At 64.0% G+C, this 13,603-nt stretch carries 14 protein-coding genes; 6 read left to right on the top strand and 8 right to left on the bottom strand.

The genetic code is table 11. From position 1 onward, the window contains the following. Positions 1–183: 183 nt before the first annotated feature. Positions 184–1,335, top strand: a complete 1,152-nt coding sequence (gene rnd / locus IVB48_RS38985; RefSeq protein ID WP_007591909.1) for a ribonuclease D — start codon at positions 184–186, stop codon at positions 1,333–1,335. Between the two features lie 174 nt (positions 1,336–1,509). Here rnd and IVB48_RS38980 read toward each other — a convergent pair whose 3' ends face one another. The 5 genes from IVB48_RS38980 to IVB48_RS38960 all read right to left on the bottom strand — a co-directional run bounded on the left by IVB48_RS38980 (position 1,510) and on the right by IVB48_RS38960 (position 5,065). Next, positions 1,510–2,892, bottom strand: a complete 1,383-nt coding sequence (locus IVB48_RS38980) for an aspartate aminotransferase family protein (RefSeq protein ID WP_027569703.1) — start codon at positions 2,890–2,892, stop codon at positions 1,510–1,512. A gap of 158 nt (positions 2,893–3,050) precedes the next feature. Next, positions 3,051–3,221: a hypothetical protein gene (locus tag IVB48_RS38975; RefSeq protein WP_197031195.1), complete on the bottom strand. Its 171-nt coding sequence runs from the start codon at positions 3,219–3,221 to the stop codon at positions 3,051–3,053. A gap of 30 nt (positions 3,222–3,251) precedes the next feature. Continuing rightward, complete coding sequence (locus IVB48_RS38970; protein ID WP_247408459.1) at positions 3,252–3,815, bottom strand: isochorismatase family protein; 564 nt, start codon at positions 3,813–3,815, stop codon at positions 3,252–3,254. Positions 3,816–3,840: 25 nt separating this feature from the next. Continuing rightward, positions 3,841–4,461, bottom strand: a complete 621-nt coding sequence (locus tag IVB48_RS38965; RefSeq protein WP_007591919.1) for a GNAT family N-acetyltransferase — start codon at positions 4,459–4,461, stop codon at positions 3,841–3,843. Further along, entirely contained in the window at positions 4,448–5,065 is a 618-nt protein-coding gene (locus tag IVB48_RS38960) for a hypothetical protein (RefSeq protein ID WP_027569700.1), read from the bottom strand. The genes IVB48_RS38965 and IVB48_RS38960 overlap by 14 nt, the downstream gene beginning before the upstream one ends. 71 nt (positions 5,066–5,136) lie before the next feature. Here IVB48_RS38960 and IVB48_RS38955 point away from each other — a divergent pair, with 71 nt between their 5' ends. Continuing rightward, the gene (locus IVB48_RS38955) at positions 5,137–6,177 is read left to right on the top strand and encodes a LysR family transcriptional regulator (RefSeq protein ID WP_027517562.1); all 1,041 of its coding nucleotides are present in this window, start codon (positions 5,137–5,139) and stop codon (positions 6,175–6,177) included. A gap of 79 nt (positions 6,178–6,256) precedes the next feature. Here the strand turns inward: IVB48_RS38955 and IVB48_RS38950 are convergent, their stop codons facing one another. Further along, complete coding sequence (locus IVB48_RS38950; RefSeq protein WP_247408457.1) at positions 6,257–7,396, bottom strand: autotransporter outer membrane beta-barrel domain-containing protein; 1,140 nt, start codon at positions 7,394–7,396, stop codon at positions 6,257–6,259. A 378-nt stretch (positions 7,397–7,774) separates the two neighbouring features. On the opposite strand from IVB48_RS38950, the gene IVB48_RS38945 reads away from it, so the two are divergent. After that, entirely contained in the window at positions 7,775–7,981 is a 207-nt protein-coding gene (locus IVB48_RS38945) for a cold-shock protein (RefSeq protein WP_007591938.1), read from the top strand. 96 nt (positions 7,982–8,077) lie between these two features. On the opposite strand, the gene purN is transcribed toward IVB48_RS38945, so the two are convergent. Continuing rightward, positions 8,078–8,731 (bottom strand): phosphoribosylglycinamide formyltransferase, encoded by a 654-nt coding sequence (purN, locus tag IVB48_RS38940; RefSeq protein ID WP_247286372.1) that lies wholly within the window; start codon positions 8,729–8,731, stop codon positions 8,078–8,080. Continuing rightward, positions 8,731–9,804, bottom strand: a complete 1,074-nt coding sequence (purM, locus tag IVB48_RS38935; protein WP_027569697.1) for a phosphoribosylformylglycinamidine cyclo-ligase — start codon at positions 9,802–9,804, stop codon at positions 8,731–8,733. Before purM ends, purN begins: the two co-directional genes overlap by 1 nt. Before the next feature lie 155 nt (positions 9,805–9,959). On the opposite strand from purM, the gene IVB48_RS38930 reads away from it, so the two are divergent. The 3 genes from IVB48_RS38930 (at position 9,960) to IVB48_RS38920 (ending at position 13,595) form a co-directional block, all read left to right on the top strand. Next, positions 9,960–10,502: a CDP-alcohol phosphatidyltransferase family protein gene (locus tag IVB48_RS38930; protein ID WP_027569696.1), complete on the top strand. Its 543-nt coding sequence runs from the start codon at positions 9,960–9,962 to the stop codon at positions 10,500–10,502. Between the two features lie 94 nt (positions 10,503–10,596). Continuing rightward, positions 10,597–11,274, top strand: coding sequence for a DnaA/Hda family protein (locus tag IVB48_RS38925; protein WP_247286374.1), 678 nt, complete (start codon positions 10,597–10,599; stop codon positions 11,272–11,274). 128 nt (positions 11,275–11,402) lie between these two features. Then, on the top strand, positions 11,403–13,595 hold the full coding sequence (locus tag IVB48_RS38920) for an RNA degradosome polyphosphate kinase (RefSeq protein ID WP_027569694.1): 2,193 nt from the start codon (positions 11,403–11,405) through the stop codon (positions 13,593–13,595). Positions 13,596–13,603: the final 8 nt, after the last annotated feature.

Raw genomic sequence — 13,603 nt, 5'->3', positions numbered from 1 at the left:
CGATGTGCGTGGTTGTGGTGGCGCTGCCCTGCGCGCGCAAACCCTCCCGGCGGGTCCGCTACGAATAGGATTTTCGTCGGAAAATGCGATTCCGGCCCAAATGCAAGGCTCGAATTCGCTTCGAGCCCCTTGACATCACAGCGCTTTCGGCAGAACGGCTGATGGACTTGTCATGGGCCGTTCATGGATTTGATTACCACCACCGCTGACCTTGCGGCTGCCTGCAGCCGGCTGGCCAAGCACCCCGTCATTACCGTCGATACCGAGTTCCTGCGCGAGACCACCTATTACCCGCTGCTGTGCGTGGTGCAGATGGCGAGCGCCGAGGAAGCGATCGTCATCGACACCCTGGCCGCCGGCATCGACCTCAAGCCGTTCTTCGAGCTGATGGCCAATGAGGCCGTGCTGAAGGTGTTCCACGCCGCCCGCCAGGACATCGAGATCATCTGGCATCAGGCGGGCATCATCCCGCACCCCGTGTTCGACACCCAGGTCGCGGCCATGGTGCTCGGCTACGGCGACAGCATCGCCTACGACGCGCTGGTCGAGAAGGTCACCGGGCACCGCCCGGACAAGACTCATCGCTTCACCGACTGGTCGCGCCGGCCGCTGACCAAGGAGCAGATGCACTACGCCGTGTCCGACGTCACGCATCTGCGCGACGTGTTCGCAGCGCTCGATGCCGACCTCAAGAAGCGCCGGCGCAGCGAATGGGTCTCGATCGAGATGGAGGTCCTGACCTCGCCCAAGACCTACGACTTCCACCCCGAGCGCGCCTGGGAACGGCTCAAGACGCGGGTGCGCAAGCCCAAGGACCTCGCAGTCCTGATGGAGGTCGCCGCCTGGCGCGAGCAGGAGGCGCAGAGCCGCGACGTGCCGCGCGGCCGCGTGCTGCGCGACGAGGCCGTCAGCGACATCGCCACCCACGCGCCGAATACGATCGAGAAGCTCGCAAACCTGCGCTCGGTGCCGAAGGGTTTTGAGAAATCCAAATGGGGCGCCGATATCGTCGCCGCGGTCGAGCGCGGGCTGGCGCGGGATCACGCCACGCTGCCGAAGCTGGAAAAGCCGCGCAACAACAACAATGGCGCCGCGATCGTCGAGCTGTTGAAGGTGCTGCTGCGCATGACCGCGGAGCGCCATGCGGTCGCCAGCAAGGTGATTGCAACCGTCGACGATCTCGAGGAGATCGCGGCCGACGACGAGGCCGACGTGCCGGCGCTACGCGGCTGGCGCCGCGAGCTGTTCGGCGAGGCCGCACTGAAACTGAAGCGCGGTGAGCTGGCGCTGGCGGTGGAGAAAGGCCGCGTGATCGGGGTTCAGCGGGCGGAATAGGCCGCCATCCCTCCGCAACGTCGTGCCCATTACTCCAGACAAGAGTTTGGCGAAGACTCGTCGTTCGGGACTACTATCACCCGTCTCGCTAGATCGCGCGGTATGGGTCCTGGCTTTCGCCAGGACGACACCGAGAGTGTGGTGAGACGCTCCGCTCGCGTTGAAACGCTTCCCTTACGCCGGCGTCAGCTTCGCCACTTCCGGCTTCATGTCGTCCAGCACACCTGAAATCGCCGCAACCAGCTCGTCGATCTGGGCCTTGGTGACGATCAGCGGCGGGCAGATGGCGATGGCGTCGAGCATGTTGCGCGAGATCACGCCGCGCTCCTGCAGCATGCGGCTGGCCATGCCGCCGACGGCGCCCGGCGTTGCCGCTGCGGTCTTGCGTGCCTTGTCCAGCACCAGTTCGATCGCGGCGATCATCCCGACACCGCGGACCTCGCCGACCAGCGGATGGCTGGTGAGTTCACGCAGCTTGCCTTGCATGTAGCCACCGAGCTCGGCGGCATGCGCAACGAGGCCCCGCTCCTCGATGATTTTCAAATTCTCCAGCGCAATCGCCGACCCGACCGGATGGCCGCCCGCGGTGAAGCCGTGGCCGAGCACGCCGATCTTGTTGCTCTCATCGGCGATCGGCTCGAACATGCGATCGTTCATCATGATGGCTGACAGCGGGAAATAGCTCGAGGTTATCTGCTTGGAGACCACGATCGCGTCGGGCTTGATGCCGTAGGTTTCGCAGCCGAACATCTTGCCGGTGCGGCCGAAGCCGCAGATGACCTCGTCGGCGACCAACAGGATGTCGTACTTGTTCAATACCTTCTGGATCTTGTCCCAATAGGTCGCCGGCGGCACGATGACGCCGCCCGCGCCCATCACCGGCTCGCCGAAGAAGGCCGCGATCGTGTCCGGGCCTTCCTTCTGGATCAGCGCATCGAGCTCCTCGGCCCGCCGCGTCGCGAAGGCTTCCTCGCTCTCCCCGGGCGCGCCGTCCTTGTAGAAATGCGGCGAGCCCGTGTGCAGGATGTTCGGGAGCGGCAAGTCGAAAGAGCGGTGGTTGTTCGGCAGCCCGGTGAGGCTGGCGGACGCAATCGTGACGCCGTGATAGGCGCGCATCCGGCTGATCACCTTCTTGCGCTGTGGCTGGCCGAGCGCATTGGAGCGATAGGCAATCAACTTCAGAACGGTGTCGTTGGCCTCCGAGCCGGAGTTGGTGAAGAAGACCTTGCTCATCGGCACCGGCGACAGCGCCACCAGCTTCTCGGCGAGATCAATCGAGGGCCCGTGCGATTTGGCGGAGAAGGTGTGATAGAACGGCAGCGCCTGCATCTGCTTGTGCGCGGCTTCGACCAGCCGCTTCTCGTTGAAGCCGAGCCCGACGCTCCACAGGCCTGCCATCGCCTCGAAATAGCGCTTGCCCGAGGCGTCGAACACGTAAGGGCCCTCGCCGCGTTCGATCACCAGGGGACCGGCCTGCTGATGGGCGCGCGCGTTGGTGTAGGGATGGAGCTGATAGGCCACATCCCGGGCCTCTTGGGAATTGGGCAACATGGACATTTGCAGGCATCCTTGAAAGCGTCACGTCGCCGGCGCGGCCAGCGTCATCACTCGATGATCCAGCTCCTTGGCTATTGCCACCGCGCAAAACTTGCAACGTCAATTCGTCGGCAGCAAGCGCTCAGCAGCGTTGCACAAAGCCGCACATCGGGCAGCTGTCACGTCGCGCCGTCGTCATTTCCATCGCCATCGGCGGCAGCGGCCTCCCGCACCTCCACCAGCGCCATCGAGAGCAGATACACCGTCGTGGGCAGACCGAGACGGCGCGCCGCCTCGGCGGCACGCGACAGGTCGCTTGCCAGCTCCTCGAGCTGATCTCCCCGTGACAATGTCCCACTCCATCCGTCGATCGCGGCCGCCTACACCGCAACGGCGCCGCTGGTTCTGATCAGTTCGGCGCTGGACTGGATTGTAGCAAAATTCCCGATCACATTCACTACCGCATGCTTGTAGGCGGCAGCATCGCCTGTCCCCGGCTGCCGGCAGGCCACCGCGTCAACCACCACCTGGAAGCGATGACTGCGGTGAAACCCGTCGATAGCGGTAGCCAGGACGGTTTCGTCCAGGGAAAAACCCGCGAGCACGCAACGGACATTGCGGATATTAACCATGTAGTCCACAAACCGCGACGAACTGTAGGCCGACGGCAGCGGGTGCTCGAACGTCATTTCTCCCGGCCGCGGCTTCGCCTCCGCGATCCAATCGGTCAGCTTGGATGCCGGATTGAACCAGGCCGCCTGCGCGATGCGCTTCAGATGCATCACCGGCCAGAGATTGTCGCGCCAGAACGTCAACAGTTCCACGCAGCGCGCTGTCGCGGCGTCGCCATCGAGGATGACGTGGCGACGTCCGGGGGTCAGATATTCGACCTGGAGATCCGCGCAGACCAGGATCGGCGGATCGTCGGTGATGGAAACCAGCATGTTTTTGCGCGCAGCTGCACCAGTTTCAACGGCCAGCGAGCGCGACGTCCCGCAGCGGCGACGTCACGGCCCGTCCCGCCGAGGCGTCGAGCACGCCCGGCCGGTCCCAATCGCCCTCGGGTCGGATGATCACGTACGGATCGCTGTCCAGCGTAATGGCATCCGGGCCCGGTTCGATCTCCAGCAGCATTTCCGTGTAGGAGAAGTCGGAGAAAGTGATCTTGCGATTGTGGCCGAGCGGCTTGGCGCCGAAATGGGCCCAGAAATCGACCAGCCGATCCTGCGCCTGGCCGTAGATCTTGCGAAAGCCCTTGCGCTTCACATAGTCGACGCTCGCCTGCACCAGCTTGAACGAGACCCGCGAGCGCCGATATTGGTGCCGCACCGCAAGCCGTTCCACCTTGGCGAAATCGCCGAAGAACCGCACCCGCAGACAGCCCGCAGGCTCGTTGCCGACATAGCCGATGAAATGCGCGGCGACCATGTCGTTGCCGTCGAACTCCTCGTCGAACGGGCAATCCTGCTCGGCGAGATAGACGGCCGAGCGGATCGAGGTGACCAGCATGAGATCGCTGAGATCGCGTGCGAGGCGAATGGTGATGGCGCGGGAATCGGGCTTCGCGAGAGGAATCCTAGTACCGTGCATCTGCAAAACTCCTTGCTTGAATGATCGCGCCCGGCATGCGCATCGGCTGCCGATGCCAGGGCCGCTCGTAGCACCAGAGGTCGGGTTGGAAGCTTGGAACAGGCTCGAATCCCGTCGCCTTCATGATGTCGCGTCCGGCCACGGTTGACGGCTGCGCATAGCAATCCGCGTGGCGAAACCTTAGCTGCCTCAGATGAGCCGCGGCCTTGCCGAGACCGGCGACGCCGCGCCCCGTCGCCGCGATCGCCCAGATGTAGATGGCGGAAACGTCTTCCTTCGCGGACGCGAGATGGCGCGTCTCCGGCGCGGTGAGGCAGATCTCGTCGAGCAGCAGCGCATCATGCCCGCGATCGTTGAGAAACAGGAAGGCCATGCCGCCGACGAGATTGCCCTTCCGGCTGAAAGTCAGGATGCTCTCGGGATCGAAGGCGAAATATTTTGCAAGCTCCGCCGCCCCGATCCGAACGCCCGGCACCAGCCGGTGGGCCAACTGCGAAAGCGCGGCGATTTCGGAAAATTGCGCGCGGCGGACGTCGACATCCGGACTGAGCGGCAGCGCGTCGAAATCATGCCTTGCGGCAAACGAGCCCCTTTCCATACCCATGTCACCCCTCTATCGTTCGCGGCTTTCGTGCCCCGCTATGACCAAGAGCTTAGCGGCTGGGGATCTGGCGTATGCAGCAGTTATTGCACCGGGGTGCTGCGATGATGCAGCACCGTGAAGAAGCCCTGGATATGTCCTGGGACGATTTGAAACTGTTTTTAGCTTGCGCAAAATATAAAAGTTTCCGCAACGCCGCCGAGGAGCTCGGGCTCACCTCCACGACCCTGATGCGCAGGATCGACCGGCTCGAAGAGAGCATCGACTGCAAGCTGTTCCTGCGCGACCAGAGCGGGCTCACGCTCAGCGACGAAGGCAGCGCGATGATCGCCGACGTCGCGCATATGGAGCGTCATGCCTTCAACGTGTTCCGGCGTGCTTCGCGATCGTCGAACGACATGTCAGGCACCGTGCGCGTCGCGGTGACGGAAGGCCCCGGCAATTTCTGGATCCTGCCGCGACTGATCGACTTCCAGAAGACCTATCGCAAGATCACCGTCGACCTGCGCTGCGCGATGGAACAGGCCGACGTCGCGCGGCTCGAATCCGATATCGCGATCCAGCTCGAGCCGCCGACCAATCCCGATCTGATCGTCGCCAAGCTCGGCCGGCTGCACATCTATCCCTTCGTCTCCAAGGAGTACGAAAACCTCTACGGCGTGCCCGCGACCCTGGCCGAGCTGAAGAACCATCGCATCATCAAGCAGAGCGCCCCGCAGGTCGACGACGGCGCCTACGCCCGCGTGCTCGGACTGAAGTCGCTCGAGGGCATCGTCGGGATCAAGACCAATTCCTCGGTCGGCGTGCTCTATGCGGTGGAGCGCGGCGCCGGCATCGGGTTCCTGCCGACGGTCTCGATCGCGCTCGGCGCCCCGCTCGTTGCCGTCGATCTCGGCGTCAGCCACCACGCCGATCTCTGGCTCACCTATCACAAGGAGTTCCGCGCCTCCGAGCGCCACAAGATCGTGGTCGATTGGCTGAAGAAGATCTTCGATCCCAAGATCCATCCCTGTTTCCGCGACGAGTTCATCCATCCGAACGCGCTGGCGCCAATGATGACGGCCGCGCGCGAGGGCTTTGGATTGACGGGTTATGTCGCGGCGATGCCGACTTAAAGCTTGAACATGATCTCTTCGGAAAACCGCTTCGCAGTTTTCCAGATCCGGCTCTGGGCGGACGTGGGCAGGCTTCGCCTCACCACCGATATTCGAAGCCGACCGTGCCCTGGTGCGACGTCAGCTCGCTGCGGAACTTGCCGTCGTAGTTGACGTAGAGCCGCGCCGTGTTGGTCAGACTGAGCGAGGCCGAGGCGCCGGCATCCGTGCCGTAGCGGCTCTCGCCGATGCCGGGCACGACGATGCTCTGGGTCCCGAGGCTGACCTGCACCGATCCCAGGTTCTGATGGAAATTGTCGACGAACTTGCCGTAGGCGGACAGGTCCAGGATCTTCTGGTCGAAGATGAAGTAGCGTCCGATCTCGGCTCCGATCATGACGCGCGCGCGAGAGAGCGCCGTCGAGCCGACATTGAGTGGATCGAGGCCGCCAACCTCCTGGAACGCGACGCTGGTGGCGCGGACATATTCCAATGCGCCCTTGGGCACGATGCGCATCTGGTCCTTGGTCCAGTAATAGCTGATCTCGGTCAACGCGCCGTCGACTGCGGCGCGATAACCCGCGGTCGCAAGGCCGAGGCCGGTATCCCGGCTGGAGCGGACCTTGCCGAAACCGTGCACCAGCGCGAAAGCCCAGGTCCAGGGGCCCTTGTCGACGGAGCCACTGAAGCCGAGTTGAGTCAGGTCCAGCGTCGCGGACTGGAGCGCGAGCGGAACGTCGATGTCGGTGTGGCTCTGGTCGACGGAGAAGCCGAGATTGACGCCCGGTGCGAGCCGCGCGCCAAAGCCCGCGACACCGCCAAAGGTCTTCCGCTTGTCGCCGACAAAGTCTCCTTGCGCATCGGTCCGGACCGAGATGCCGTAGCCCTCGAACCAGGTGCGGTAGCGCGGATCTTCCGCGCTGGCCGATGCGCCGCCGCCGCCGGGATTGGTTCGGAACGCCCGGTTGACGCCGCCAGATGCCTGGTTGCCGAGCCGCTCCAGGAAGTTCGACCCGAGATTGAGCGCGCTGTTGCCGGCCGATTGGTCGTAATTGGTGGAGGTGGCCGACGGCGTGGGAGGCGGTGGCGGTGGCAGCGGCGGGGCGACCTGAGCGAGAACGGGAGCAGCCGTCGTCACCAAGCCAAGCACGATGGCACTCGCGACCTTGGCCGCCGTCCGACGAACCCGGTCTCCGCCAATCACCCGCCGCGTCCCGGAAAGCTGCAATGTGCAGCGCATGACAATGAATCCCAAAGCAAAATGGCGGCGCGCAAAAATGCAACACGCGCCACACTGCATGCGACGATTTGTGCTGAACTGCCCCCGAGGGTCAATCGGTCCAGACCTCATCGCCAAGGCGATTGCCCTCGATTGTGGTTCCCCGGCCACAGGTCGTAAATTGCAGATGACGCACCCGGCCCGGACTTGAAATTCGCGCGCGGCTTGCTAACGGGCGATTTTCATGTTGCAATATCGGACACAATCGGAATTGGCCGCTCGACTGTGCGTTTCGCGACATTGAGACTCAAGACTCGAACAGACTACCGGAAGCCCGTTTGTGGCGTGGCACGCGAAAAGCGGCCGCGTCGTTTTTGTATCTAGCGGAGGAGACTGAGGATGCCGCAAAAGGGCACCGTCAAATGGTTCAACCCGACCAAGGGATATGGGTTCATCAAGCCGAACGGCAGTGACAAGGACGTCTTCGTCCACATCTCCGCCGTCGAGCGCGCCGGACTCTCCACCCTCAATGAAAACCAGGTGGTTGAATACGACCTCGTGGAGAACCGCGGCAAGGCATCCGCGGAGAACCTCAAGGTCTCCTGACTTCTCTCGCGGTCTGCGCAAGAGATCATGACGTTGCCCCCGGCTCTGCCGGGGGTTTTTGTTTTGGGGATGAGAAGTATTTCGTGCGACGGCGCTTCACCGCACCAACGGCGCAACAAGAAAATTCTCCGACGGCCCGCTGCCCGCGGTCTTGCACACATCGCCCTCGATCCGGACCTTGCCGGTCGCGAGCAGGCTCAGCGCTGCGGGATAGATGCGGTGCTCGACCTCGAGGATACGCTCCGACAGCGTATCCGCCGTGTCGTGGTCGCTGACGGGAACCGCGCCCTGCATCACGATTGGGCCGGCGTCGGTCTCGGGGATTACGAAGTGCACCGTTGCGCCGGACAGCTTGACGCCGGCGCGCAAGGCTTGGCCGTGTGGGTCGAGACCGGGGAACGACGGCAGCAGCGAGGGATGGATGTTGAGCATCCGCCCGTACCAGGCTTTTGTGAATTCAGCCGTGAACAGCCGCATGAAACCGCCGAGACAGATCAGCTCGATGCCGTGCTGATCGAGCGCTGATTGCAGCACCTTCTCGAAGCCGGCGCGGTCCTTGCCGAACGGCTTGCTTTCGATCACCAGCGTCGTCACGCCGCTCGCTTTGGCCCTTTCCAGCCCCTGCGCGTCGGCCTTGTTCGAGATGACGAGCGAAATCTCCGCCGGGAAATCCGCAGCAGCAGCGGCCCTGATCAGCGCGGACATGTTGGAGCCGCGACCGGAGATCAGGATGGCGACGCGGCGTTTCATCAAAGCGCCAGATCGAGGTGGCCGTTATAGATGACGCGGTGCTCGCCCTCAGCCGGGATCACGGTACCGAGCTGGGCGACGGTCTCACCGGCGTCAGTGAAGACCTCCACGACCTCGTCGACCTTGTCCGGCTCGACGATCGCGATCATGCCGATCCCGCAATTGAAGGTCCGCAGCATTTCGAGCTCGGCGATGCCGGCTTGGGCTGCCAGCCATTTGAACACCGGCAGCACCGGCAGGCGCGCCAGATCGATACCGACACCGAGATGGTTCGGCAGCACGCGCGGAATGTTGTCGGTGAAGCCGCCGCCGGTGATGTGGGCAAGCCCCTTCACCGCGCCGGTCTCGCGGATCGCGCGCAGGCAGGATTTGACATAGAGCCGCGTCGGCGTCAGCAGCGCGCCGCCGAGCGTCATGACAGGCGCAAACGGCGCCTGCGCCCCGAAGCCGAGGCCGGATTGTTCCACGATCTTGCGCACCAGCGAGAAACCGTTGGAGTGCACACCCGACGAGGCGAGCCCGATCACGGCATCGCCGGCGGCGATGTCCTTGCGCGGCAAGAGCGTGCCCCGCTCCGCAGCGCCGACGGCAAAGCCGCCGAGGTCGTAGTCGCCGTCCTTGTAGAGGCCGGGCATCTCGGCCGTCTCGCCGCCGATCAGGGCGCAGCCGGATTCGCGGCAGCCTTCGGCGACACCGGCGACGATCGATGCGGTCGCCTCCGGATCGAGCTTGCCGCAGGCAAAATAGTCCAGGAAGAACAGCGGCTCGGCGCCCTGCACCACGAGGTCGTTGACACTCATGGCGACGAGGTCGATGCCGATCCCGCCATGCAGGCCGGTCTCGATCGCGATCTTGACCTTGGTGCCAACGCCATCGGTCGCGGCCACCAGGATGGGATCCTTGAAACCGGCCGCCTTGAGGTCGAACAGGCCACCGAATCCGCCGATTTCGGCGTCGGCGCCGGCCCGCGCGGTTGCGCGCACCATTGGCTTGATCAGGTCGACCAGGCGGTTGCCCGCGTCGATATCGACGCCTGAATCGGCGTAAGTGAGGCCGTTTTTGCGGTCGGTCATGCCCGATTTCCAGTGGGTTTGCGGCTGGTTACGTCGAATTCCGGGGACGCGCAATGGCTCGCATGGCGCGCCTCCGTATACTATGTAGAGATATCAACCGGTTCAGCCTCCAAAGGGCCGAATTCGAGGTCAGGCCGGGTGCCGGGAAGCGCCGTGTGAGTATACCGAACATCATTACTTTGGGCCGCATCATGCTGGTCCCGATCATCGTCTGGGCCATCGTGTCGAGCCAAATGGAGGTGGCGTTCGCCGTCTTCCTGATCGCCGGGATCAGCGACGCGGTCGACGGCTTCCTTGCCAAGCGCTTCAACATGACGAGCGAGCTCGGCGCCTTGCTCGACCCGCTCGCCGACAAGGCGCTGCTGGTCTCGATCTACATGGCCTTGGGCATCTGGGGCGCGATTCCGCGCTGGATCGTCATCCTAGTGGTCTCGCGCGACATCATGATCGTCGCCGCCGTGATCATATCGTGGCTGTTCGACCGCCCTGTGGAGATGAAGCCCTCGAAGGTATCCAAGCTAAACACTGTGGCCCAGGTGGCGTTCGCAGCGCTGGTGTTGGCCGCCCTCGCCTTCGGCTTCAAAGCCGGTCCTTATGATATAATCTTGATGGGCCTCGTTACGGTCTTCACGCTCTCCTCCGTGTCGCTCTATCTCGTTGAGTGGTTGCGGCACATGAGCACGATCGAGGCCAAGTGAGTTGGGAAGCGGCCCCCGCAAAAGGCCAACTCCCGCTCGATGAAGTCGCATCTCGTCAAACGAAGCCGGCACGCCGGCACGGAGCAAAGCAAGCGTGCCAGGCCGCGTTCATCCCCGACAATTGGCGTTTTCGCTTCCGCATGCGGAGAGCCTGAGCCGGGACAATTTCCTCGAAGGCCCCGTTAATGCCGCCGGTCTTGCCCTCATCGACGCCTGGCCGGAATGGCCGAACCGGATCATGTGGCTGGCCGGCCCGGAAGGAAGCGGCAAGAGCCATCTCGCCGCGATCTGGGCCGAGGCTTCAGGCGCCCGCTCGACCACGGCCAATGGGCTGACCGCCGAAGCCGTCCCGGCCGCGCTCGCCACCGGCGCGCTGGTGGTCGAGGACCCCAAGGCCAGGGAATTCGACGAGCGCGCCCTGTTCCATCTGATGAATCTGGCGCGCGAGGACGGCGCCTACGTCCTCTTCACCGGACGCGAGGCGCCCGCTTCTCTCGAGATCGAGCTTGCCGACCTGCGCTCGCGGCTCCGCGCCGTCCCTGTTATCTCGCTGCTGCCGCCTGACGACCAGCTCTTCCGCGGCCTGATCGTCAAATTCTGCGCCGACCGCCAGCTCGCGGTGGACGAGAGCGTGGTCGGCTACCTCGCCACTCGCCTGGAGCGGTCCTCGGCCGCCGCCCGACGGGCTGTCGACCTGCTGGACACCGAGGCCCTGCGCCTTGGCCGTCCCGTCACCCGGGCCCTGGCAGCCGAGCTGCTCCGGGATGTCTGACCAAGGCGGCTTGACGCGGCCGGGCGGCGGAACATCAATGTCATCGAAACGTCATCGCTCTAACACATGCTCCCGCGGATTTTGCGCGTAAGTCGCAAATTGGGGCGAACTGGATGGATCGACTTCTGATGGACTCTGCGCAAGCTGTTGAAGTTAAAGAAAAAGCCCCGGAAGCCGAAGGCCCGCCGGCGATCGCATCGAGCCCCGAGCGGTTCATCAATCGCGAGCTCTCTTGGCTGCACTTCAACCGCCGCGTCCTGGAGGAATCGGTCAATCCCAGCCACCCCATGCTGGAGCGGGTGCGATTCCTGTCGATTTCAGCGAATAACCTCGACGAGTTCTTCATGGTCCGCGTCGCCGGCATCAAGGCCCAGGTGCGCGAGGGCATTGCCGAGCGCAGCCCCGACGGTCTGACCCCGTCCGAGCAGCTCGCTCTCATCAACCGGACCGTCTCGCAGCTTGCGTCCGACCAGCAGGCGATCTGGCGCGACCTGCGCGGCACGCTTGCCGACGAGGGCATCGTGCTGGTCGAGGGCAAGGAGGTCACCAAGGCGGAACGAACCTGGATCGAGGACTACTTCCTCAGCAACGTGTTCCCGCTGCTGACGCCGCTCGCGATCGACCCGGCCCACCCCTTCCCGTTCATTCCGAGCCTCGGCTTCACCATCGCGCTCCAGCTCACGCGCGCCGCCGACGGCAAGCAGATGAACGCGTTGATCCGCATGCCCGGCAAGATCGACCGCTTCATCCGCCTGCCGGCCGAGGGCAAGGTCGTCCGGCTGATCTCCCTGGAGCAGGCCACCGCTCTGTTCATCAACCGCCTGTTCCCCGGCTACAATCTGCACGGCCAGGGCGCATTCCGCGTCCTCCGCGACTCCGAACTCGAAATCGAAGAAGAGGCCGAGGATCTCGTCCGCCTGTTCGAGACGGCGCTGAAGCGCCGTCGCCGCGGCTCCGTGATCCGACTCGAGATCGACGCCAAGATGCCGGAACAGCTGCGCAGCTTCGTGCAGCACGCGCTGTCGACCGCCGACGACGAGGTGTTCCTGGTCGACGGCGTGCTCGCCATGAACGAGCTCTCGCAGCTCACCCGCCTCGACCGGCCCGACCTGGAATTCACCCCTTATGTGCCGCGCCATCCCGAGCGCGTGCGCGAGCAAGGCGGCGACATCTTCGCTGCGATCCGACAGAAGGACCTCGTCGTCCATCACCCCTACGAATCCTTCGACGTCGTGGTGCAGTTTCTCCAGCAGGCCACGCGCGACCCCGACGTCGTCGCCATCAAGCAGACGCTCTACCGCACCTCCAGCAACTCGCCGATCGTGCGTGCGCTCGTGGAAGCCGCCGAAGCCGGCAAATCCGTCACCGCGCTGATCGAGCTGAAGGCCCGCTTCGACGAGGAGGCCAACATCCGCTGGGCGCGCGACCTCGAACGCGCCGGCGTGCAGGTCGTCTACGGCTTCCTCGAACTGAAGACGCACGCGAAACTCTCGATGGTGGTGCGCCGCGAGGGCGGCAGCCTAACGACCTACGTCCACACCGGCACAGGCAATTACCACCCGGTGACCGCGCGCATCTACACTGACCTCTCCTACTTCACCTCGGAGCCGACCATCGGCCGCGACGCCGCGCGCGTGTTCAACTTCATCACCGGCTACGCTGCGCCGAGCGATCTGGAAAAGATGGCGGTCTCGCCGCTGACCTTGCGCAAGCGCATCATCGAGCACATCCAGGGCGAGACTGCGCATGCGCGACACGGCCGGCCTGGTGCGATCTGGATGAAAATGAACGCGCTGGTCGACCCCGACATCATCGACGCGCTCTACGAGGCCTCACAGGCCGGCGTGCAGGTCGAACTCGTGGTGCGCGGTATCTGCTGCCTCAGGCCCGGCATTCCCGGCCTGTCGGAAAACATCCGCGTCAAGTCGATCATCGGACGATTCCTCGAACACGGCCGAATCTACTGCTTCGGCATGGGCCAGGGCCTGCCGAGCGCGAAAGCGGCTGTGTATATCTCCTCGGCGGACATGATGCCGCGCAACCTCGACCGCCGCGTCGAGGTGCTGTGTCCGCTGCAAAATCCCACGGTGCATCAGCAGGTTCTCGAACAGATCATGGTTGCGAATCTCAAGGACAATGAACAGAGCTGGCAATTGTTGCCGGACGGGTCCTCAACGCGTATGAAGACCGCGAAGGGCGAGGAGCCTTTCAACGTCCACAACTACTTCATGACAAATCCGAGTCTGTCTGGCCGTGGTAAGTCGCTCAAGGAATCCTCGCCGCGCCGCCTCACGCGCCGTAATGAACGTCATCAATCCTGATCCGGGAT

The organism is Bradyrhizobium sp. 76, assembly GCF_023073025.1.
GTDB lineage: Bacteria > Pseudomonadota > Alphaproteobacteria > Rhizobiales > Xanthobacteraceae > Bradyrhizobium.
This window is presented reverse-complemented; position numbering and strand designations above follow the sequence as displayed.